The organism is Cellulosimicrobium sp. JZ28 (assembly GCF_015327065.1).
In the GTDB taxonomy this organism is placed as follows: domain Bacteria; phylum Actinomycetota; class Actinomycetes; order Actinomycetales; family Cellulomonadaceae; genus Cellulosimicrobium; species Cellulosimicrobium funkei.
The window spans coordinates 2,034,800-2,056,799 of record NZ_CP017660.1; the positions used below are offsets into that span (position 1 = coordinate 2,034,800).

General features: G+C 75.5%; 18 protein-coding genes. 8 read left to right on the forward strand and 10 right to left on the reverse strand.

The features are described 5' to 3' along the window. The first annotated feature begins 377 nt into the window (after positions 1–377). Positions 378–959 carry a YbaK/EbsC family protein gene (locus tag BJP59_RS09345; RefSeq protein WP_194522805.1) on the forward strand — a complete coding sequence of 194 codons (582 nt, stop codon included), beginning with the start codon at positions 378–380 and terminating at the stop codon, positions 957–959. A gap of 79 nt (positions 960–1,038) precedes the next feature. Here the strand turns inward: BJP59_RS09345 and helR are convergent, their stop codons facing one another. From helR to BJP59_RS09375, 6 genes are all read right to left on the reverse strand, one after another. Beyond that, positions 1,039–3,264 (reverse strand): RNA polymerase recycling motor ATPase HelR, encoded by a 2,226-nt coding sequence (gene helR, locus BJP59_RS09350; RefSeq protein ID WP_194523007.1) that lies wholly within the window; start codon positions 3,262–3,264, stop codon positions 1,039–1,041. A gap of 426 nt (positions 3,265–3,690) precedes the next feature. Next, on the reverse strand, positions 3,691–4,683 hold the full coding sequence (locus tag BJP59_RS09355) for a siderophore-interacting protein (RefSeq protein ID WP_194522806.1): 993 nt from the start codon (positions 4,681–4,683) through the stop codon (positions 3,691–3,693). 80 nt (positions 4,684–4,763) lie between these two features. Continuing rightward, positions 4,764–6,971, reverse strand: a complete 2,208-nt coding sequence (locus BJP59_RS09360) for an iron ABC transporter permease (protein ID WP_228485366.1) — start codon at positions 6,969–6,971, stop codon at positions 4,764–4,766. Positions 6,972–7,029: 58 nt separating this feature from the next. Further along, positions 7,030–8,028 carry an ABC transporter substrate-binding protein gene (locus BJP59_RS09365; protein ID WP_051876420.1) on the reverse strand — a complete coding sequence of 333 codons (999 nt, stop codon included), beginning with the start codon at positions 8,026–8,028 and terminating at the stop codon, positions 7,030–7,032. Positions 8,029–8,113: 85 nt separating this feature from the next. Further along, positions 8,114–8,974, reverse strand: a complete 861-nt coding sequence (locus tag BJP59_RS09370) for an ABC transporter ATP-binding protein (RefSeq protein ID WP_269467728.1) — start codon at positions 8,972–8,974, stop codon at positions 8,114–8,116. An 80-nt stretch (positions 8,975–9,054) separates the two neighbouring features. Then, entirely contained in the window at positions 9,055–9,939 is an 885-nt protein-coding gene (locus BJP59_RS09375) for an endonuclease/exonuclease/phosphatase family protein (RefSeq protein WP_194522807.1), read from the reverse strand. 105 nt (positions 9,940–10,044) lie between these two features. Here BJP59_RS09375 and BJP59_RS09380 point away from each other — a divergent pair, with 105 nt between their 5' ends. From BJP59_RS09380 to BJP59_RS09395, 4 genes are all read left to right on the forward strand, one after another. Then, positions 10,045–10,677, forward strand: a complete 633-nt coding sequence (locus BJP59_RS09380; protein WP_076404711.1) for a nucleotidyltransferase family protein — start codon at positions 10,045–10,047, stop codon at positions 10,675–10,677. 85 nt (positions 10,678–10,762) lie between these two features. Continuing rightward, positions 10,763–11,212, forward strand: a complete 450-nt coding sequence (locus BJP59_RS09385; RefSeq protein ID WP_194522808.1) for an SRPBCC family protein — start codon at positions 10,763–10,765, stop codon at positions 11,210–11,212. After that, positions 11,191–12,171, forward strand: a complete 981-nt coding sequence (locus BJP59_RS09390) for an alpha/beta fold hydrolase (protein ID WP_194522809.1) — start codon at positions 11,191–11,193, stop codon at positions 12,169–12,171. Before BJP59_RS09385 ends, BJP59_RS09390 begins: the two co-directional genes overlap by 22 nt. Beyond that, positions 12,168–12,872: an esterase/lipase family protein gene (locus tag BJP59_RS09395; protein WP_194522810.1), complete on the forward strand. Its 705-nt coding sequence runs from the start codon at positions 12,168–12,170 to the stop codon at positions 12,870–12,872. Before BJP59_RS09390 ends, BJP59_RS09395 begins: the two co-directional genes overlap by 4 nt. 9 nt (positions 12,873–12,881) lie before the next feature. On the opposite strand, the gene BJP59_RS09400 is transcribed toward BJP59_RS09395, so the two are convergent. Further along, complete coding sequence (locus BJP59_RS09400) at positions 12,882–15,116, reverse strand: HelD family protein (RefSeq protein ID WP_228485367.1); 2,235 nt, start codon at positions 15,114–15,116, stop codon at positions 12,882–12,884. Positions 15,117–15,203: 87 nt separating this feature from the next. Next, on the reverse strand, positions 15,204–16,085 hold the full coding sequence (locus BJP59_RS09405) for a TrmH family RNA methyltransferase (protein WP_228485368.1): 882 nt from the start codon (positions 16,083–16,085) through the stop codon (positions 15,204–15,206). A gap of 89 nt (positions 16,086–16,174) precedes the next feature. On the opposite strand from BJP59_RS09405, the gene BJP59_RS09410 reads away from it, so the two are divergent. From BJP59_RS09410 to BJP59_RS09420, 3 genes are all read left to right on the forward strand, one after another. Beyond that, positions 16,175–16,426, forward strand: coding sequence for a type II toxin-antitoxin system Phd/YefM family antitoxin (locus BJP59_RS09410; RefSeq protein ID WP_085387794.1), 252 nt, complete (start codon positions 16,175–16,177; stop codon positions 16,424–16,426). Continuing rightward, the gene (locus tag BJP59_RS09415; RefSeq protein WP_194522811.1) at positions 16,423–16,836 is read left to right on the forward strand and encodes a type II toxin-antitoxin system VapC family toxin; all 414 of its coding nucleotides are present in this window, start codon (positions 16,423–16,425) and stop codon (positions 16,834–16,836) included. The genes BJP59_RS09410 and BJP59_RS09415 overlap by 4 nt, the downstream gene beginning before the upstream one ends. Positions 16,837–16,920: 84 nt before the next feature. Further along, on the forward strand, positions 16,921–19,812 hold the full coding sequence (locus BJP59_RS09420; protein ID WP_194522812.1) for a cation-translocating P-type ATPase: 2,892 nt from the start codon (positions 16,921–16,923) through the stop codon (positions 19,810–19,812). Here BJP59_RS09420 and BJP59_RS09425 read toward each other — a convergent pair. Beyond that, complete coding sequence (locus BJP59_RS09425; protein WP_194522813.1) at positions 19,736–20,884, reverse strand: glycosyltransferase; 1,149 nt, start codon at positions 20,882–20,884, stop codon at positions 19,736–19,738. The genes BJP59_RS09420 and BJP59_RS09425 overlap by 77 nt on opposite strands. Next, a complete protein-coding gene (locus BJP59_RS09430) occupies positions 20,884–21,939 on the reverse strand; it encodes a phosphodiester glycosidase family protein (RefSeq protein ID WP_194522814.1) in 1,056 nt (351 codons plus the stop codon). Before BJP59_RS09430 ends, BJP59_RS09425 begins: the two co-directional genes overlap by 1 nt. Positions 21,940–22,000 lie beyond the last annotated feature (61 nt).

Genomic DNA, 22,000 nt, shown 5'->3' on the forward strand with positions numbered 1-22,000 from the left:
GCCTCCCGGGATGCGGCTCGGACGGGACGCGCACCGCGCGTCGACTGCTGCGGGCGGTGTGCTGCACCCGCTGGGCGTTCGAACACACGTTCGAACACTTCCAGTGAACGACCGCCGCTCCGAGGTGTCAACTCCGCAGGTCGGAGGCGCCTGCTTCGTCCGAGATGCCCACCCCAACCTTCGACCCCCACTGGAGACTTGCCCGAAACCCTCGACCTCTACCTGACCCTCCTCCCCCGCCGACCATGCGGCTGTCGCCCGTCCGGCGGGCGGCACGGGCTGCGACCGCATGCTCGGCTGGCTCGAGGGGCTCCGGGGGTGTGTTCGGCATCCGGCCTCTCCCGCGCGGCGGCCCGCCGGGGTGGCAGGCTGACGCCATGGACGCCCGCACGACCCTGCCCACGCTCGGCTCGCTCACCTGGGAGCCGGCGCTCGACCACCTCGACCTCGTCGCCCCCGTGACCGCCGACGCGCTGCGCCGGTGGGCCGACGCCGACCCGGACGTCGCGACGCTCGTCGCCGTGACGGAGATCGACCCGGACCTCGCCGACACCGCGACGCTCAACGCCGCGTTCGACCTGCCCGTCGAGGCGTCGGCGAACTGCGTCGTCGTGGGCGGCACGCGGGCGGGCGACGAGCGCGTCGCCGCCGCCGTCGTGCGGGCCCACACGCGCGCCGACGTCAACACGCGCGTCCGCAAGCTGCTCGACGTGCGCAAGGCGTCGTTCCTGCCGACCGACCGCGCGACGGCCGAGTCCGGGATGGAGTACGGCGGCATCACGCCTGTCGGGCTGCCCGAGGGGTGGCGCGTGCTCGTCGACTCCCGCGTCGTGACCGACGGCGCGCTCGCGCTGATCGGCAGCGGCGTGCGGCGCTCGAAGCTGCTGCTCCCCGGCGACCTGCTGGGCCGCCTGCCCGGTGTCGAGGTCGTCGAGGACCTGGCCGTCCCGGTCGCCTGACCCGTCCCCCTGCCGAGCACGCCCTGGCGGTCGCCACGGGCGGCCTGACGACCGCCAGGTCGTGCTCGACGCCCGGCGGTCAGCGATCCAGGACGACGAGCCGCTGCGTCGCGCGCGTCATCGCGACGTAGCGGTCCACGGCGCCCTCGACGCCGTCGCCGAACGCTTGCGGCTCGACGAGCACCACGAGGTCGAACTCGAGGCCCTTCGCCGTCTCGGGCGTGAGCCACCGCACCCGCGCGGACCCCTCGCCCTCGCCACCGACGTCGCCGACCCTGCCGTCCGACTCCTCGCCGGACGGCCCGGACGGCCGGGACGGCTCGGTGGCACCGATGACGCACGCCGTGCCGTCCGCGTGCTCGGCGAGCCACGCGCCGAGGACCGCGTCGAGGTCCGCGACCGCCCCGTGGGCGACGGGCACGCCCGTGCTGCGCACCGACGTCGGGACGTTCGCGTCCGGGATCGCGGCCCGGACGACGGGCTCCGCCTCGGCCATGATCTCCCGCGGCGTGCGGTAGTTGACGCTCAGCGACGCCTCCTCGACGCGGGCGAAGCCCACGCGCGCGAGCCGCTCGCGCCAGCCCTCGGGGAAGCCGTGGCGCGCCTGGGCCCGGTCCCCGACGACCGTGACGCTGCGCGACGGGCAGCGGCTGAGGACCATCTGCCACTCGGCGTCGGTGAGCTCCTGCGCCTCGTCGACGACGACGTGCGCGAAGGGCCCCGCGAGGCGGTCCGGCGTCGCGACGACGAGCGCGCCGTCGTCCACGAGCGCGTCGCGCAGGTCCTGGCCGCGGAGCATCTGCATGACCCCGAGCTCGCTGTCGTCGGTCGCCACGAGGTGGTCGACGACGTCGTCCATGCGCGCGCGCTCCGCCGCCACGGCAGCCTCGTTGCGGCGGCGTCGGCGCGACGCCTCCGGGTCCCCGAGCCGACGGCGCGCGGCGTCGAGCAGCGGGAGGTCCGCCGTCGTCCAGGCGTGCGCGTCCTCGCGCTGGAGCGCGCGCACCTGCTCGGGCGTGAGCGACGGCGCGCACAGGCGCAGGTAGGCGGGCACGGACCACAGGTCGGCCACGAGGTCCGTCGGCTCCACGAGGGGCCACGCGCGGTCGAACGCGGCGCCGAGCCCGCGGTGGCCGCGCAGGGCGCGGCGCACGTCGTCGGCCTCGACGTCGACGCCGTCCTCCGCGGCTCCCCCGCAGGCCTTGTCCACGAGGATCTCGACGAGCGCGGCCCAGACGTCGTCGCGCGCCTCGTTGTGCGGGGTGCCCGGGTCGACGGACTCGAACGCCTCGGCCCAGTCGGCCGGGGAGAGCCAGACGTCGGCCCACGGCGTCTCGACCTCCATGCCCTCGTCGGGCGGGCGTTCGGAGAACCGCACGGCGGGCTCGATCGCGGCGACGAGCCCGGCGGACGCCTTGAGCCGGGCCACCTCGGGGTCTGCCTCCGCGCGCGCCGTCGCGCCCTCGGGGACGAGGTCGCGCAGCGTGCAGGTCTGCACGCCCTCCTCGCCGAGGCCGGGCAGCACGTCGGCCACGTACGCGAGGTAGGGACGGCTGGGCCCGACGACGAGCACGCCGCCGCGCCCACCACCGTGTCGGCCCCCGTGCCCGCCGCCCACCTGCGGGTCGGCGTACAGCAGGTAGGCCGCGCGGTGCAGCGCCACGACCGTCTTGCCCGTGCCGGGGCCGCCGTCGACGACGAGCGCGCCGCGCGAGCCCGAGCGCACGATCGCGTCCTGGTCGGCCTGGATCGTGCCGAGCACGTCGCGCATCCGCGGCGACCTGCTCGCGCCCAGGCTCGCGACGAACGCCGACTGGTCGTCGAGCGCCGCGCTCGACCCCGCGCCGTCGGGCACGAGCTCCTCGTCCCAGTAGTCGGTGACGCGCCCGCGCGCCCACCGGTACCGGCGCCGCGCCGCGAGGCCGAGCGGTCGCGCGGGCGTGGCCGCGAAGTACGGCTCGGCGGCGGGCGAGCGCCAGTCGACGAGCAGGCGCTCCCCCGCCGGGTCGGTGAGGCCCACGCGGCCCACGTACACCGGCGCGGAGCCGTCGGCGAAGGTCATGCGACCCAGGCACAGGTCGACGCCGTAGCGCTGGAGCAGCCGCAACCGGCTGCTGAGGCGGTGGATCTCCTGGTCGCGCTCGAGCGCCTCGGTGCCGCTCCCGCCCGGCGCGCGCCGGGCCGCGTCGAGACGCTGCGCGAGGTCCGTCACGGAGTGCTCGAGGCTCGCGGCGATCGCCGCGAAGTGGCGCTCGTCGGGGTCGACGAGCGCAGGGTCGGCCTTCGCGGCCAGCCGCGCGGGCAGGTCGAAGAACGGCGCGGGCCGCGGGTCCTGGTCCGCAGTGGAGTGCGTCGACGGGCGGCGGGACGGGTCGGTGGTGGCGGTCACGGGGGCGTCGGGCAACGTCATCAGCTCCGGTCCGGGTCCTGCGGAGGGACGCACGGGCCACGACGACCCGCGCACGAGCGGAGATTCTGCGCCCCCGAGGGGGCCTTGCCGCAAGACCCCCGGTGCGCTATACCTTGGAGAGGGAGGCCGGTCGAGCCTCCCTTTCTCGTTGCCGGACGTCGTGCCGGTGCGCTCGGTGCCGACGCTCTCGGCCCGGTCGTCGACCGCCCAGCGTCTGCGCGGCGCCGCACAGCCGACATGCGAGAAGTGGCCCCCTACCGTGCTCGGTGGGGGCCACTTCTCGTGTCTCGACGGGACCCTCGACAGGATCCCGGGAACGCCTCAGCTCTCGGCGCGGCCCTCGCGCCAGTAGCCCATGAACGCGACGGCGCGGCGGTCGACGCCGAGGTCGGCGACGAGGTGGCGGCGCAGCGTCTTGATGGCGCTCGCCTCGCCCGCGAGCCACGCGTAGAGGACGGTCTCCTCGTCGAGGAGCCCGGGGACCTCCCAGAGGATCGACGCGTCGACGTCGACGTCCTCGAGGTCCTCCGCGGTGCGGCACTGGACGGGCGGGTCCGTCCCGAGGACGCCCGCGCCGAGCATGCGGGCGGCGGCCTCCTTGACGGCCGGCACGAGACGCGCGCCGTGGGCGTCGTGCGGCCCGCCGGGGACGTCGTCGCGCGCGAGGAACGTCACGCGCACCCCGGGCGGGGTCACGAGGTCGCGCGCGTCGCCCACGTGCGGGACCTCGACGTAGACCTCGCCCCACGCGTCGGCGGGCAGGTCCTCGCAGATCGCTGCGATGGCAGGCAGCGCGGTCTCGTCGCCCGCGAGCAGGAGCGCGTGCGGGCGGGTGGGCGGGCGGAACTCGATGCCGCCGGCCGGGCCCTCGAACGTGGCGTCCGGGCCGAGCAGGACGAGCGGCGTGCCGACCTCGGCGGCGAGCGCCCAGCGCGACGCGGGGCCGGCGTCGCCGTGCAGCACGACGTCGACGTCGACCTCGCGCGCCTCGGGGCGCACCGCGACGGTCGTGTAGGTGCGCAGCGGGTTGCGGCGCTCCTCGGGCTGGTCGCGCCACGCGGCGTACCAGGACTCGGCGTCGCGCACGAGGTGCGCGTAGCCGCCGTCGGGCGCGGGGAGCACGAACTTGATCCGGACGTCGAGCCCCGGGTCGCCGAAGAGGTCGAGCTCCGGGCCGGTGAAGGTGAAGCGGCGGAAGCTCGGCGAGAGCTGCTCGACCCGCGCCACCTCGACGTCGAAGAAGCGCCAGGGGGCGGTCGCACGGGCGACGGGACGACGAGCGCGGGTGCGGGGTGCGACGACGGTCTGGCTCACACAGGTGAGGCTAACCTACGCGCCCACGGCGGGGTCAACCCGTCCGGGACGCGGACCTGCGCCCGGCGGGGTGAGACACGTCACGCTCCGCGGCCGCGGCTGCGCCAGAGCAGGTAGACGAAGTACGGCGCGCCCAGCAGCGCGGTGCCGAGACCCGCGGGGATCTGCCCGGGCGCGATGACGACGCGGCCCAGCGTGTCCGCGACGGACACGAGGAGGGCCCCGAGCAGCATCGCGACGGGCACGACCCGGGAGTGCCGCGACCCGACCAGCGCGCGGGCGGCGTGCGGCGCGACGAGGCCGACGAACGCGAGCGCCCCGATGGCGCACACGGCCGCGGCGGTGAGCAGCGCGGCGACGCCGAGCAGGAGCAGCCGCGTGCGGTCGAGCGCGACGCCGAGGACGCGCGGCGTGTCGTCGTCGAGCGCCACGACGTCGAGGTCGCGCCGGAACACCGCGGTGAGCGGGGTGAGCACGAGCAGCGCGAGCGCGACGGGGATCAGCTGCTCGAGCGTGCGCCCGTACGTGGAGCCCGACAGCCACGTGAGCGCGAGGTTCACGTCCCACGGCGCGACGACGACGACGAGCAGCGTGATGATCGCCATCACCCCGGCCTGGGCGCCGATGCCGATGAGCACGAGCCGGTCGGAGCTCAGCCCGCCCCGGTAGGAGAGCCCGTAGACGAGCCCGAACACGGCGAAGGCCCCGACCGCGGCGGCGGCGGACATCGGCCAGATCCCGACGCCGGGGACGAGCAGGATCATCGTCACGGCACCGAGGCCGGCGCCCGACGTCACGCCGAGCAGGCTCGGCTCCGCGAGCGGGTTGCGGCACACGGCCTGCACGATCGTGCCGGCGAGCGCGAGCGCGGCGCCCGCGAGGAGGGCTGCGAGCACGCGCGGGACGCGCTGGTCGAGCACGAACGTCACGTGCCGGCCGGCGACGCCGGCCCACCAGTTGGCGACGTCCCCCAGCAGCACGACCCGGTCGCCGAGCAGGAGGCCCGCGACGGCGGCCGCGGCGACGGCGAGCGACAGGACGACCACGACCACGACGACCGCGCGCCGCGAGCGCGGCCGGCTCAGCGCACCGTGCCCGCCGCGCGACGACGTGGGCCCCGAGTCGCGCAGGCGGCGCGCGAGCCACACGAGCAGGATCGCGCCGAGGACGGTCGTGACGATGCCGGTCGGCACCGCGATCGAGAGCGTCCCGGGCAGCAGGAGGCGGAGCAGGACGTCGGCGCCGAGCACGACGACCACGCCGACGAGGGCCGCGAAGGGCAGGAGGAGCAGGTGCCGCCCGAGCCCGGGCACGCGACGCGCGACGAGGCGGGCCACGACGGGCGCGGCGAGACCGACGAACCCGACCGGCCCGGCGACGGTCACGGCGATCGAGGCGAGCAGGACGGCGACGAGCACGGAGGCGACGCGCGTGCGGCGCACGTCGACGCCGAGGACGGTCGCGGCGTCGTCCCCGAGGCCGAGGAGGTCGAGCCGGCGCGCGAGCACGAGCGCGGCGAGGACGCCGACCACGACGACGGGCGTGGCCAGCGTGACCGTGCGCGTGCCCGACTGGACGATCGAGCCGCTCCCCCACGCGAACAGGCCCATCGTCTCCTGCTCGAACAGCACGAGGAGGACCGTCGTCAGCGAGTGGAGCGCGAGCATGATGGCCGAGCCGGCGAGCACGAGCCGGGTCGGCCCGTCGGCGCCGCCGCGCGCCAGGACGAGCACGAGCCCGGCCGCGGCGAGCCCGCCGAGGAACGCGAGGCCGCCCTGGAGGTAGAACGGGACGGAGAGGCCGAACGCGGCGACCACGACGACCGTGAGGTAGGCGCCCGCGTTGACCGCGAGCGTGTCGGGCGACGCGAGCGGGTTGCGGGCGACCGACTGCAGCACCGCGCCGGCGACGCCGAGCGCGACGCCCAGCAGCAGGCCGGCGAGGAGCCGCGGCACGCGCGACGCGACGAGGACGGCGACCGTCTGGTCGACCCCGTCTCCCCCGGTCGCGAGGCGCAGCAGGTCGAGCGGGCCGACGTCGGCCGTGCCCTGCGTGAGGTGCACGGCGGCGAGCAGGAGCGCGACGACGACCGCCGCGAGGAACGCGCCCGCGACCCCGAGGCGCGACGTCCGCGCGCGGGGGGCGGCCGCCGTCGGGCCCGGGGCGGTGCCGGCGCCCGGAGGGACGCCGCCCTCCGGGCCGTCCGCGCCGGGGACGACGGCCGGAGCCGGGTCCTCCAGGAGGAGGGTGTCCGGCTCCGGCGCGGTGCGCTGCTCTCGCCTGCTCACAGTGGGTCTCGTCAGCCTTCTCGTCGTCCTGGCGGGGTGCGCGCCCGGGGCTTCCGCGTCAGGCCGTCAGAGCCTCGACGACCGCGTCGGCGTAGGCCGCGGCGGACAGCGGGCCGCCGAACATCCAGATGCCGTCGGGCAGACGGTGCACGTCGCCGGCCGTGACGAACGGGAGCTGCTCCCACACGGCGTTGCCGGCGAGGCCCTCCTCGAACGGGTTCGCCTCGGAGTCGCTCGCGACGTAGAGGAACTGCACGTCGCCGAGCTGGGTGAGGCCCTCGACGTCGGTCTGCGCGAGGCCGTAGTCGGGGTCGCCGCCCTCGGTCCAGGCGTTGACGAGGCCGATCTCCTCGCCGATGGCGCCGAAGAACGAGCCCGGCGTGTACATGCGGATCGAGACGGCGCCGTTCGTCACCCAGCCGTCGGCCATCGTGAACTCGGCCCCGGCGAGGCCCGCCTCGTCGAGCGCGGTGGTGGCCTCGGCGATCTTCGCGTCGTACTCCTCGAGCGCGGCGGCCGCCTCGTCCTCGCGGCCCGTCACGGTGCCGAGCGTCTCGACCGTGGAGCGCATGTAGCCGATGGGGTCCTCGCCGTCGGAGCCGCGCAGCGCGAGCACCGGCGCGACCTCCTCGATCTGCGCGATGACGTTCTCCGGCAGGTCCGTGGTCGTCACCACGAGGTCCGGCTCGAGCGCCGAGATCGCGTCGAGGCTCGGCTCGCCGCGCGTGCCGACGTCGGGCGTGCTCGCGTCGATCGGCGCGACGGTGTCCCACGTGTTGTAGCCCTCGACGTCCGCCTGGCCGACGGGCTCGACGCCCAGCGCCACGAGGTTCTCCGTGAGGCCCCACTCGAGCGAGACGATGTCGGTGGCCGGGGCGTCGAGGGTGACCTCGCCGCGCTCGTCGGTGACGGTGACCGGGCCGGACGCGGCGTCGGTCGTCGCGCCGTCGGACGTGCCGTCGGTCGCGGGCTCCTCGGTCGTGCCGCACGCGGTGAGCGCGAGCGCGGTCGCGAGCGCGACGGCGCCCACGGCGAGGGAACGGGTGGTCGAGCGCATGGGTGTCCTTCGGGTTCGGTGCGGAGACGGTGCGGAGGAGTACGAAGAGGTGCGGAGAGTCGCGGCCCGGCGGCGGACGCCGCGGTCAGACGAGGACGGCCGCGTCCAGCCGGGCGGCGTGCCGACCGAGCGGCTCGCAGCACGTGCGCCCCGTGAGGGGGTGCGTGTAGACGTCGACGTGGATGCCGTAGACCTCGGTGAGGAGCTCGGTCGTGAGCACGTCCTCGGCCCGGCCCGTGGCGCGCACGACGCCGCCGTGGAGCAGGACGACGTGGTCGGCCACCGCGGCGGCCTGGTTGAGGTCGTGCAGGACGACGCCCACGGCCACGCCGTGCTCGCTCGCCAGGTCGCGGACCAGGTCGAGCAGCTCGACCTGGTAGCGCAGGTCGAGGTACGTCGTCGGCTCGTCGAGCAGGAGCACCTTCGTGTCCTGCGCGAGGCACGTCGCGAGCCACACGCGCTGCAGCTCGCCGCCGGAGAGCTCGTCGACGCCGCGGTCGGCCATCGCGGTGATGCCCGTGACGTCCATGGCGTGCGCGATCGCGCGCGGGCCGTCGGGGTCGTTCGAGCGGAACCGGCCGCGGTAGGGGTGGCGCCCGTAGGCGACGACGTCGCGCACGCTCACGCCCGACGGCGTGGGCCGGCTCTGCGACAGGAGCGTCACGCGCCGCGCGAAGTCCTTGGCGTGGAGCGCGAGCGCGTCGGGCACGTCGTCCAGGGCGACGGTCCCGGCGTCGGGCCGGTGCAGGCGCGCGAGCGAGCGCAGGAGGGTCGACTTGCCCGAGCCGTTGGGCCCGATGAGGGCCGTGACGGCCCCCGGGGCGAGCTCGAGCGCGGCGCCGTGGACCACGGTGCGGTCGTCGTAGGACAGCCGCAGGTCGTGACCCGCGAGCGCCGGGGCGCCGGGCAGGCCCGGCGCGACCGAGGCAGCTGAGGTTCCACTCACAAAGGTGAGGCTAATCTATGTCGCCCGCCCGGAACCAGCCCCTCACGTCCGTGTGACGGGGCTCACGAACGGCGTCGTGGTCAGCCCTCGGCGGCCCGGCCGGCCCGCCGTCGGGGCTCTCCCGCAGCCGCGGTGGGCGGCGCGTGGTCCTCGTCCGCCGCGTGCGCGCGCGTCGGGGACGCGTGCCGCTCCCCGCCGAGCGCGACGGGCACGACGAGCGCCCGGTGGTCCGACAGCCCCGTGTCGACCGCGACGGCGGGCGCCGTCGCCCGGACCGGGCCGTGGGCGAGCACGTGGTCGAGCTGGCGCGCGGGCTCGCCGACGGGGAACGTCGGCGCGGAGGCGAGCGGACGCCACCTGCTCGTGCGCGCCGCCTGGGGCGCCTCGATGTTGAGGTCGCCGAGCAGGACGACGGGCTCGCCGTCGGGCACGTCGGCGGCGAGCTCCCGGGTGAGCCGCACGAGCTGCGTGAGGTTGCGCCCCGGCACGAAGGTCAGGTGCGTGCACACGACCGTCACCGGCCCGCCCGGCGCCTCGACGCGCGCGACGAGGGCCGCGCGCGGCTCGTCGCGCACGAGCGTCGGCAGCCGGCGCCCGGGGAAGCGCACGGGCACGCGCGTGCGCGGCGCGGGCAGCAGGACGGTGCGCCACGCGGTGACCGGGTACCGGCTCACGACGGCGATCCCGTAGGCGGCGCGCCCCGGCTGGTGCTCCCCCGTCGGCGCGGTCCACACGCCCGGCTCGCCGACGAGCGTCGCGACGAACCGGTGGTCCACGGCGCCCGCCGCCTCGGCCGCGACCGCGGTGAGGTCGGCGCGGTGCGAGCGGGGCTGGTCCCGGTCCACCTCCTGGAGCGCGAGGACGTCCGCGTCGAGGGCCCGGACGGCACCGGCGAAGCGGTCGACGTCGACGCGGTCGTCGACGAGCGACCGCCCGTGCAGGATGTTGAACGTCGCGAGGCGCACCCTCCCGATTGTGGGGACCACGGCCCGACGCCGCACGCGCTCCGCGGGGCGACAGCTCCCTCGTGGCGACGTGCCAGCACCCCCGGGGTGGTGTAGACCCTGGGCATGGTGGACGACAGGGACGCACTGCACGACGGCCTCCGGATGACCGCCGCGGCGCTGGCCGAGGCCGAGATCCCGCACGCGCTCGTCGGCGGCTACGCGGCGTGGGCGCGCGGGGCGCCGGAGCCGAGCCACGACGCCGACTTCGCGATCCGCGAGGTGGACGTGGACCGCGCGCGCGAGGTGCTGCGCGAGGCGGGGCTCGAGATCACGGAGCCGACGGAGAACTGGCTCTTCAAGGCGTACCACGGGGGCGAGCTCATCGACGTCCTGTACCGGATGGTCGGCGAGCCGATCGACGACGACCTGCTCGCGCGCACCGACGAGCTCGAGGTCCTCGCGGTCCGCATGCCCGTGCTGTCCGCGACCGAGATCATGGCGTCGAAGCTGCGCGTCCTCGGCGAGCACTACTGCGACTTCTCGCGGCTCCTGCCGGTCGCGCGGGCGATGCGCGAGCAGATCGACTGGTCCGACGTCCGGGAGCGCGTGGACGACAACCCGTACGCCCGCGCGTTCCTGTTCCTCCTCGACGAGCTCGCCGTCGTGGACGCGCAGGACATGGGCGACGACTCCCTCGGCTCGCGCACCGACGCGGCCGAGCCGGCGTCCGGGGACCCGTCGAGCGCGCTGGAGTGAGGCCGACCCCCGTTCGCCGCGCGAGCGGGACGGACCCCGGGAAGGGTGTGGTCGTACCGCCCGCCAACCACAGGAGGTATCACCGATGAGCACGGTCACCCAGTCGATCGACGTCGACGTCCCCGTCCGCACGGCCTACGACCAGTGGACCCAGTTCGAGGAGTTCCCCCGCTTCATGGAGGGCGTCGAGGAGATCCGCCAGCTCGACGCGACGCACACGCACTGGAAGACGAAGATCGGCGGCGTCGAGCGCGAGTTCGACGCGGAGATCACCGAGCAGCACCCCGACGAGCGGGTGGCGTGGAACAGCACGTCGGGCTCCGACCACGCGGGCGTCGTGACCTTCCACCGGCTGAACGACACGCAGACCCGCGTCACGGTCCAGCTCGACTGGACGCCGGAGGGGGTCGTGGAGAAGGTGGGCGACGTCCTCCAGCTCGACGAGCGCCGCGTCAAGGGCGACCTCGCCCGGTTCAAGGAGTTCATCGAGTCCCGCGGGGCCGAGACGGGCGCGTGGCGAGGAGACGTCAGCTGACGACCCGGAGCACGTCGTCGGCCACGGCCGGCGACGACACCCAGCACGTCACGGAGCGGGTCCGGTTCGCCCGGGCCCGCTCCGGCGCGTCGTCCGCGCCGTCGACGCCCTCGGCGGCAGCGTCGGCAGGCACCGCGGAGGTGCGCTGCGCGGTCGGCGACCTCACCGCCGTCGTGCACGTGTCCGGGGCGGACGCGCCCGACGTCGTGGTCGTGCTCGTGCACGGCGTCGGGTCGTCGGCGCGCGCGTTCGACCCGGTGCGGCGCGCGCTCCTGCGGCCGGGCGCGCTCCACCGGGTCGCGGTGCACGCGATCGACCTGCCCGGCTTCGGCGCGGCGCCCCGCGCGCCGCGCGACGTGTCGATCGAGGAGCACGCGGCCGTCGTCGCGGAGCACGTGCGCCGCCACGTGCTCGACCTGCCCGACGGCGCCCCGCGCCCCGTCGTCGTGCTCGTCGGCCACTCGATGGGCGCGCAGGTCGTCGCCCAGGCCATGGCCGACCACCCCCGCGAGGCGCCCGCCGGGGTGCTCGTCGGGCCGACGGCGGACCGCCACGCCCGCAGCGCGCCGCGCCAGGCGCTGCGGCTCGCGCGCGACGCGGTGGGCGAGCGGCCGCGCGCGCTCGCGACGCTCGCCGTCGACTACGTGCTGCGCTGCTCGCTGCCGCACTACGCGCGCGAGGTCCGGCACATGCTGGCGCACCGGCTCGAGGACGTCGTGCCGCACGTGCCGGGGCGTCTCGTCGTGGTGCGGGGCGCGCACGACCCGATCGCGCCGCGCCGGTGGTGCCGCGAGCTCGCGCTCGCCGCGCCGCGCGGCATGTTCCGCGAGGTCCGGGGACGCCACCATGCGATGGACGCCGACCCGGAGGGGATCGTCGCCGCCGTGCGTGATGCCGGTGGACTGCCGCGCGGACTGCCGCGAGACCTGCCCCAAGGCCTGCCCCGGGACCTGCCGTGAGGGCGCCCCGCTGGCCCCGCTCCCTGCGGCTGCGCGACCGCGCGGTGGACTACGCGTACGTCGCCGCGCGCCAGGTCCAGGGCGCCCTGCGCGCGCGCCGACCCGTCCCGACCGGCCCCGGCGGCGCGAGCCCCGTCGTGCTCCTGCCCGGCGTCTACGAGACGTGGCAGCTCCTCGGGCCGGTCGCGACGGCCCTCGCCCGGGCCGGGCACCCCGTGCACGCCGTGCCCGGCCTCGGCTACAACCGGCGCCCGTTCGCCGAGGCTGCCGATCGCACGGCGGCGTTCCTCGAGCGGTCCGACCTGCGCGACGTCGTCCTCGTCGCCCACAGCAAGGGCGGCCTCGTCGGCAAGCGCGTCATGCTGTCGGCCGCCGGGCCGCGCGTCGCCGGCATGGTCGCCGTGGCGACGCCGTTCCGTGGCTCGCGCTACGCGCAGTACCTCCTCGGGCGCACGCTGCGCGCGTTCTCGCCGCGCGACGCCGCGCTGGTCGCGCTCGCCGCCGAGCGCGGGGTCGACGCGCGCATCACGGCCGTCTACCCGCGCTTCGACCCCCACATCCCCGAGACCGGCCGCCTCGAGGGCGGACGGAACGTCGAGCTGCCGCTCGCCGGGCACTTCCTCCCGCTCGGCGACCCGGCACTCGTCGAGGTCGTGGTGCGGGAGGTCGACCGGTTCGCCCGGTCGACCTCCCGCGACTGAGCGGGGCGCTCAGGCCGAGCCGGAGGGCTCGCCCACCGCGACGCGCACGAGCTCCTGCGTGCACCGGGTCATCGCCACGTACAGCCCGTTCCACCCGCGCGGCTCGGCGGCGACGCCGTCGGGGTCCACGACGACGACCGCGTCCCACTCGAGGCCCTTCGCCTCCGACGTCCCGAGGACGGGCACGCCCTCGACCGCCGCGCGCAGCGTCGCGAGGCGCGCGACCGGCCCCACGACGCCCACGGTCCCGCCGTCGTACCGGGCCGCGAGGCGTGCGACCTCGGCGGCGACCGTCTCACCCAGTCGTCCCGGCGCACCGCCCGGGACGACGACGTCCCGCGGCTCGACGCCCGCGTCCCGCACCGCGCGCGGCGGGTCGTTCCGGCTGCCCGCCGCGCGCAGCACCGGGCCGACGAGCGCCATGACCTCGCACGGCGTGCGGTAGCAGATGGTGAGGTCCGCGCGCCGCCAGCGGTCCCCGAGGACCGGCCCGACGGCGTCCGCCCAGTCCGTGTGACGGTGCGGCGCCTCGGTCTGGTCGACGTCCCCGACGGCCGTCACGGACCGCGTCGGGCAGCGGCGCAGGACCATGAGCCACTGCATGGGCGAGAGCTCCTGCGCCTCGTCGACCACGACGTGCCCGTAGACCCAGTCGCGACGCGCGGCCGCGCGCTGCGCGAGGAACTCGCCCTGCTCGCCGGGCGCGTCGGGAGCCCCCAGCGCGTCGGCGAGCGCGTCGAGCAGCGGCACGTCGCTCGGTGCGAGCGCGGGCGGCCCGCTCGTGACGCGACGCACCTCGGCCGCCGTCAGGTCGGGCGCGTGGCGCGCGAGGAGCGCGGCGTCGCCCAGCAGGTGCGCGAGCGCGGTGCGGACGTCCGTGACGGGCCACCAGGCGTCGACGGCGGCCGCGAACCCGGCGTCGCGCGCGAGGTCCTCCCGGAGCCGGTCGAGGTCCTCCTCGGTGAGCTCGCCGTCGACGTCGCCGCCGCGCGCGCCGGTCGTGGGGGCGCGGTCGTCGCGCGCGGCGAGCCCGGCGTCGAGCTTCCCGAGCACGTCCTCGAACCCCTCCTCGACCCGTTCGAGCAGCTCGGCGTGGCGTGCCGCGGCCTCGTCCACGAGAGCGTCGAGCAGCAGGTCCACGGCCCGGCCCCGCGCGGCCAGCACGCTGCGACCTCCCGCGCGAGAGGCACGGAGGACCTGGGCGACGCGGGCCGCGTCGAGCGTGAGCGGCTCGCCGTCGAGGCGGACCGTCAGTTCTCGCGCATCCGGGACGAGGGAGTCCGCGTACCGGGCGACGACGTCCTGCCACAGCGCGCGCCCCTTGATCTCCGCGACGTCGCGCGCCTCGTCACGCTCCGGCGCGACGCCGGGCACGAGCGTGTCGCACGTCGCCGAGACGACCGCCGTCTCCCCGAGCGCGGGCAGCACCTGCGCCACGTACTCGAGGAAGCGCGACGACGGCCCGAGCAGGAGGACGCCCCGCTCCGCGAGGTGCGGGTGGGTGAACAGCAGGTACGCGACGCGGTGCAGCGCGACGACGGTCTTGCCCGTCCCCGGGCCGCCCTGCACGACGAGCACCTGGTCCGCCGGGGCGCGCACGATCGCGTCCTGCTCCGTCTGGAGGGTCGCGACGGCGGTGCCCATGCGCCCGGTACGGCGCTCCGACAGCGCCGCGAGCAGCGCGCCCTCGCCGACGAGGCCGCCCTCCTGCTCCGCCCCGGTCGCCGAGCCGTCGAGCGGCTCGTCGTCCACGCCGGTGACCCGGTCCCCCGCGGTCCGCACGTGCCGACGCCGCGCGAGACCCTGCGGTTCGCGCGCTGTCGCGGTGTAGAAGGCGCGTGCACCGTCAGCACGCCAGTCGAGCACGAGCGGGTCCGCGTCGTCCTCGGGCGCAGTGATCCCGACGCGCCCGACGTGGCGCGTGACCCCGTCGACGGTGTCGACGCGGCCGAAGACGAGCCCGCTCTCCGCGCGCTCGAGCTCCGTGCGACGGCGGCGCAGCCCGGCGCGCCGCGCGCGCTCGACGACGGCCTCGGCCCCGGGCGGGCCCGCGGCCGGGACCCGGTCGGCGACGTCGTCGGCAGGGGCGGCGAGCTGCGCGTCGAGCTCCGCGAGGAGCTCCGCGCGGCGGGCGAGCGCGGCGTCGAGGTGCTGCTGCTCCTCGGCGACGGCATGCGCCGCGGCGTCGCGCAGGCGGTCGGGACGGGTGGTGGCACGCTGGGACGGGGAGGGCTGGACCGGCACGGGACCTCTTCTCGTACGACGTACGGACACGGGCCCAACGCGTCGGGGAGCACCGTTGTTCCCGTCGCTCCCGCCGCGACCGACGAGTCAGGGAACGCGCGTCGCCCAGAACGCGACAGCCGACGCCGCGGCGACGTTGAGCGAGTCCACTCCCCCCGCCATGGGGATCGTCACGACCCGGTCCGCCGCCTCGATCGCGCCGCGCGACAGGCCGTCGCCCTCCGTGCCGAGCACGAGCGCGAGCCGCTCGGGCGGGTCGGCCACGACGTCGTCGAGGCTCACCGCGTCGTCGGCGAGGGCGAGCGCCGCGACCGTGAACCCCTCGTCGCGCAGCAGGTCCAGCCCGCCCGGCCACGTCTCGAACCGCGTCCACGGCACCTGGAACACCGTGCCCATGCTCACGCGCACGGAGCGGCGGTAGAGCGGGTCCGCACAGCGCGGCGAGACCAGCACCGCGTCCACGCCGAGCGCGGCTGCCGAGCGGAAGATCGCCCCGACGTTCGTGTGGTCCACGATGTCCTCCAGCACCGCGACCCGCCGCGCGCCCGTCCCGCCGCGCGCCGCGGAGAGCAGGTCGCGCACGGGGACCAGCGGCGGGCGGTGCATCGCCGCGAGCGCCCCGCGGTGCAGGTGGAACCCGGTGATCGCCTCGAGCACGTCGGGCGCCCCGACGTACACCGGGACCTGCTCGCCCGTGCCGCCCGGGGCGTCGTCGACCGGCAGCGCGGCGATGTCGTCGGCGAGGTCGTCGAGCCAGCGCTCGGCCATGAGGAACGACCGCGGGCGGTGTCCCGCGGCGAGCGCGCGCCGGATCACCGTCGAGCTCTCGGCGATGTACAGCCCCTTCTCCGGCTCGTGCTTGGACCGCAGCGCGACGTCGGTCAGGCGGTTGTAGTCCGCGAGGCGGTCGTCGGCGGGGTCGGTGACGTGCACGACCCGCAGGCCGGCTCGGGTGCTGGTCTCGCTCACGTCGTCGATTCTCCCAGGCATGCCACGCGCCTTGATCCCCGGCTTCGTCCTGTCTAGTCTGTCCAGACAGGACGAGGGGCGGGGGTCGCATGAGCTGGCAGGTGCAGGACGCGAAGCAACGCCTGAGCGAGGTCTTGCGAGAGGCCGAGAACGGTCCCCAGGTCATCACCCGGCACGGCAAGGAGATCGCCGTCGTCGTCGGGATCGACCTCTACCACGAGCTCGCCGGGGTCCGGGTGGAGCTCGCCGACTATCTCCTCGAGGCACCCACGGCGGACGACCTCGACCTCACCCGTGACCGCACTCCGTTGCGCGAGCTCGACCTCGGGGCCGACGCGTGAGGTACCTGCTCGACACGAACGTCGTGTCCGAGCTCGTCCGAACCCGACCGGACGAGCAGGTCGTCGCCTGGCTCCGCGGGCTGCGGACGCACCAGATCTACCTCTCGGTGCTGACCGTCGGCGAGATCCGCACGGGAGTCCAGCGCCTCGTGCCCCGCGACGCCGCGCGGGCGACCGCGCTCGAGACGTGGGTCCACGGTCTCGAGGAGACGTACGGGGACCGCATCCTCCCCGTGACGCTCGAGATCGCGCAGCGATGGCCGGCCGTGCACGCGGCGCGCCCGCTGCCCGTCGTCGACTCCCTGCTCGCGGCGACCGCGCTCGCCCACGGGCTCACGGTGGCGACACGGAACACCCGGGACTTCGTCGACAGCGGCGTCCCCGTCGTCAACCCGTTCTCCTCACCCTGACCGCTGACCGCCGGCCGCTGGCGTGTCGCGGGTCACGGTCCTTCGCCCCTCGCGCGATCCGGGCATCGGGGGTCGAATAGGGGCATGGGATCCGCGCCGGACGCTGCACCGACCCCCGCCACGGCGGCCTCCTCGACCTCGGCGAGCACGACCGAACGGTCGCTCGACGCGCCGTGGTCGCGCCCGCCCGACGCCGTCCTCGCCGAGCTCGGCACGGGCGCGGGCGGCCTCTCCAGCGCCGACGCCGCGACGCGGCTCGCGGAGGTGGGGCCCAACCGGCTGCCGCCGCCGCAGCGCGACCCGCTGTGGAAGCGGATCCTCGTCCACTTCGACGACATCCTCATCTACATCCTGCTCGTCTCGGCGGTGCTCAAGGCGATCCTCGGCGACTGGGTCGACTTCACGGTGATCCTTGCGGTCGCGGTGATCAACGCGGCGATCGGGTTCATCCAGGAGGGGCGCGCGGAGAGCGCGCTCGAAGGCATCCGGAACATGCTGTCCGTCAACGCCGAAGTGCGGCGCGACGGTGCGTGGGCCCGCGTGGACGCCGACGACGTGGTGCCCGGCGACGTCGTGCGCGTGCGCTCGGGCGACCGCGTGCCCGCGGACGTCCGGCTGATCCAGGCGACGAACCTGCGCGTCGAGGAGTCGGCGCTCACGGGCGAGTCGGTCGCGGCGGCAAAGTCGGTGGCCCCGGTCGGGGCGGACGCGGGCGTGGGCGACCGGTCGAGCATGCTCTTCTCGAGCACGCTCGTGGCCGCGGGCCAGGGCGTGGGCGTCGTCACCGCGACCGGGACGGCGACCGAGATCGGCCGGATCCAGACGATGATCTCGGAGGTCCGCAGCCTCGCGACGCCGCTGACGCGCCAGCTCGACCGGTTCGGCAAGCTGCTCGCGGTGCTCATCCTCGCGATGGCCGTCGTCATGGTCATCATCGGCCGGGTCGTGCACGACTTCTCGGTGCCCGACCTCATCTCGGCGTCCATCGGCTTCGCCGTCGCCGCGGTGCCGGAGGGCCTGCCCGCGCTCGTGACGATCACGCTCGCGCTCGGGGTGCAGCAGATGGCCCGGCGCCGCGCGATCACGCGCAAGCTCCCCGCGGTCGAGACGCTCGGCTCGGTGACCACGATCTGCTCGGACAAGACCGGCACGCTCACCAAGAACGAGATGACGGCGCGCACGGTCCGCACGAGCGGGCGCACGTTCACGGTCGCAGGCGCGGGGTACGCGCCCGTAGGAGACGTGACCGTGCCCGACGACGCGCCCCGCCCCGGGTCGACCGACGCACCCGGCGAGGTGGACGGCGGGGGCGAGGGACCGGCGTCGGGCACCCGGCACGCGGACCTCGCCGACGACCGCGACCTCGCGGCCCTCGCGACGGTCATGATGCTGTGCAACGACGCGCGGATCGTGCCCGACGGCGAGGACGCCGACGGCTGGCGGCTCGTCGGCGAGCCGACGGAGGGCGCGCTGCGCACGCTCGGCATGAAGGCCGGCGTCGACCCGACGGGGTGGCGGCGCGTCGCCGTCGTGCCGTTCGAGTCCGAGAACAAGTTCATGGCGACGCTCGACGCAGACCCCGACGGCGGCCTGCACGTGCACGTCAAGGGCGCGCCCGACCGCGTCCTGGACCGCTGCGCGACCCAGGTCGCCCCGGACGGCGGCAGCGAGCCGCTCGACCGTGCGTTCTGGGACGCGCAGATCGACGCGCTCGGCGGGCAAGGTCTGCGCGTGCTGGCAGCCGCGCGACGCCCGGCCGCGGACGGCACGGCGGAGCTCGACGTCGCCGACGTCGCGGACGGCCTGGAGCTGTGCGGGCTCGTCGGCATCGTGGACCCGCCGCGCCCCGAGGCGATCGAGGCCATCGCCGAGTGCCGCGACGCGGGCATCCGCGTGAAGATGATCACCGGCGACCACGCGGGCACCGCGCTCGCGATCGGCCGCGAGATGGGCATCGTCGACGCCCACGACGGCTCGTCCGCGCCGGCCGTGCTCACCGGCCCCGAGCTCGAGGAGATGAGCACGGAGAAGCTGCGCCAGGTGGTGCGCGACGTCGACGTGTACGCGCGCACGAGCCCCGAGCACAAGATCCGGATCGTGTCCGCGCTCCAGTCGCACGGCGAGGTCGTCGCGATGACGGGCGACGGCGTCAACGACGCCCCCGCGCTCACCCAGGCGGACGTCGGCGTCGCGATGGGCATCAAGGGCACCGAGGCGACCAAGGAGGCCGCCGAGGTCGTGCTCGCCGACGACAACTTCGCGACCATCGAGCGGGCCGTGAAGGAGGGGCGGCGGATCTACGACAACATCCGCAAGTCCGTCCTGTTCCTGCTCCCGACCAACGGCGCGCAGTCGCTCGTCATCCTCGTCGCGGTCCTGTTCGGTCTCACCCTGCCGCTCCAGCCGGTCCAGGTGCTGTGGATCAACATGATCACCGCGGTCACGCTGTCGCTCGCGCTCGCGTACGAGAAGGCGGAGCCCGACGTCATGCGCCGCGCCCCGCGCGACCCGAAGGCGTCGATCCTCGACGGCGCGTACGTGCGCCGCATCCTGCTCGTGTCGCTCCTCATCGGCGGCGCGACCATCCTGCTGTTCTACGTCGAGCGGGCGCAGGGCGTCCCGCTCGCCGAGGCCCAGACGACGGCGGTCACGATGCTCGCGCTCGGCCAGCTCGCCTACCTGTTCAACTGCCGGTTCCTCGACCGGTCGAGCCTCACGCTCGACGTGCTGCGCGGCAACCGGGTGGTCTGGGTCTCGGCGGCGACGCTGCTCGCGCTGCAGGCCGTCTTCGTCTACGCGCCGTTCATGCACTCGTGGTTCGACTCGGCACCCATCGCGCTCGCGGAGTGGGGCAAGACGCTCGGGCTCGCGCTCGTCGTCTTCCTGCTCGTCGAGGTCATCAAGTGGGTCGGCCGGCGCTGGACGGCGCGCGACCACGTGCCCGCCCTCGTCGAGCGGGACGCCGGTCAGCGCTGAGAGGCGCGAACACCACGCGCCGCTGCACCTCGTAGCTCGTCGCGACGAGCACGGCGTCGGTGCCGACCTTGGCCGCGAGGAGCGGCAGGCCGATCCCGGTCAGCAGCGCGAGCAGCCCGTAGCTCGCCGCGAGCAGCACGGCCGCGAGCGCCACGTACCGGGCCGCCGCGACGCGCAGCGGGAGATCGCGCCCGCCCGGGAACACCAGGCGGCGGTTCACGGCGAAGTTCACGCCCGCGCTGAGCAGGCGCGCGCCCACCACGGCCGCGAGGAGCGACCCGGTGACCGCGTGCAGCGCGAGCAGCGCGACGACGTCGACCGCGGCCGAACCGAGCGACGACGCCGCGAACCGCAGCAGCGGCGCCCACACGCGCAGCGAGTCGGCGACGGGCCGGAAGTGCGAGGACGCGTTGTCGTCGAGGTACACCGTCGCGACGTCCACCTCGACGATCCGGCGGCCCGCGCGGGTCGCCTCGAGGAGCGCGCGCAGCTCGTACTCGTACCGGTCCCCGCGCACGGCGAGGAGATCGCCGAGCAGGCCCGGCCCGTAGGCGCGCAGCCCGGTCTGGGTGTCCCGGACACGCGTGCCGGTCATCGCGGCGAACGCCCAGCGGGTCGCGGCGTTGCCGATGCGGCTGCGCACCGGCACGTCGCCCGCGAAGCGCCGCGCGCCGAGCACGACGGACTCGGGCTCGGCCTGCGAGCGCGCAGCGACCCGCAGCACGTCGACCACGGTGTGCTGCCCGTCCGCGTCGGCGCACACCACGCCGTGGCCGGGCAGCCGGTCGCGCACCCACCGGATCCCGGTCCGCAGCGCGTAGCCCTTCCCACGGTTCACCGGGACGGTGAGCACCACGGCGCCCAGCGCCCGCACCGCGCGGAACACTCCCCCGCACCGCCGGTCGCTGCCGTCGTCGACCACCACGACCGGCGACTCGGGGACGGCCGCCCGCAGCGCGTCGACGAGCGCGACGAGCCGCGCGTCGGGCTGGTACGCAGGCACCACGACGGCGGTCCGCGCGACGCTCGTCGCCGGGTCCGCGGGCTGCTCGCGCGTGGTCGCGGCGGCCATCAGGCACCGTCCGCGACGTAGAGGACGTCGGACGTGCCACGCTCACGACCCTGCGACGGGCTGTTGACGACCTCGCCGTCGAACCAGAGTGTCGAGGACCCGCCGCCGTCGATGTTGTAGGCGGTCGTCGCGCCGAGGTCCTGCAGGATCCCGGCGAGCTCGGTCGTCGTCGCGCCGCGCGAGTAGCCCTCCTGACGGCCGTCCACGACGACGAGGACGAGGTGGTTCTCGTCGACGACCCCGATCGCCGTGCGCGGCTGCTCGCCCTGGATCGAGTGGTTCCCGACGTTCGTGTCGACCTCGACGTCGTCGATCCCGGCCACGACCTCGCCGTCCTCGACGAGCGCGGGCCCGAACGACAGCGTGTTCCACACCCCGGCGTCGACGAGGCTCTGCGCGTCCGTCGTCGTCTCGTCGTAGACCTCGACGTGGCCGTCGCGGTAGAGCGCGAGGCCCTCGCGCGCACCCTCGTCCCGGTACACGACGCCGTTGCGGATGACGATGCCGGTGTCACGGAACCCGTAGTAGTCGCCGTTGACCGCGAGGACGGCGCCGTTGTCGGCAGCGATGTCCGACGTCGTCTCCGTGATGTTCGTGCCGAACGCGTCCTGCGCGAACGCGGAGCGCAGGTCCGTCATGTCGGAGAGCACGACGTCGGCCACGTAGTACGTCAGGGTGTCGTCCCCCGACCCGGTGGTCACCCGGGAGACCGTGATGCTCGTGCTGTCGGACGTGTACGTGTCGCCGTCGACCGTCCCGGTGCCCACGGAGGTGCCCGCCGAGGTGCCGGTCGAGGCGCCCGCGCCGTCGTCCACCGTCGACCCCTGGCCCGACGCCCCGCTCGCGTCGAGACCCTGCGAGGCCTCGTACGCCGACACGTCGTCGATCTCGACGTGCTCGACGACGAACCGGTCCAGCGCCCACGCCGTGGCGCCTCCCAGCGGAAGCAGCACGGCGAGGGCCGTGACGATCGCGGCACGCCACCGTCGTCGGCGTCGGGACACGGGCGGCGGGGACGAGGCGGGAGGGGCGGGGTGCGGGGCGGGAGTGCTCATGTGCCGTGTCTACGGAGCGGGCGTGTGCTGTCCGGATGCCACCGCTGTCCGTCCGCTGTGA

Coding starts and splice junctions, on each gene's coding strand:
- BJP59_RS09345 (WP_194522805.1), top strand. CDS start 378: ATGGACGCCCGCACGACCCTGCCCACGCTCGGCTCGCTCACCTGGGAG.
- BJP59_RS09365 (WP_051876420.1), bottom strand. CDS start 8,028: ATGCGCTCGACCACCCGTTCCCTCGCCGTGGGCGCCGTCGCGCTCGCG.
- BJP59_RS09380 (WP_076404711.1), top strand. CDS start 10,045: ATGGTGGACGACAGGGACGCACTGCACGACGGCCTCCGGATGACCGCC.
- BJP59_RS09385 (WP_194522808.1), top strand. CDS start 10,763: ATGAGCACGGTCACCCAGTCGATCGACGTCGACGTCCCCGTCCGCACG.
- BJP59_RS09410 (WP_085387794.1), top strand. CDS start 16,175: ATGAGCTGGCAGGTGCAGGACGCGAAGCAACGCCTGAGCGAGGTCTTG.
- BJP59_RS09420 (WP_194522812.1), top strand. CDS start 16,921: ATGGGATCCGCGCCGGACGCTGCACCGACCCCCGCCACGGCGGCCTCC.
- BJP59_RS09425 (WP_194522813.1), bottom strand. CDS start 20,884: ATGGCCGCCGCGACCACGCGCGAGCAGCCCGCGGACCCGGCGACGAGC.
- BJP59_RS09430 (WP_194522814.1), bottom strand. CDS start 21,939: ATGAGCACTCCCGCCCCGCACCCCGCCCCTCCCGCCTCGTCCCCGCCG.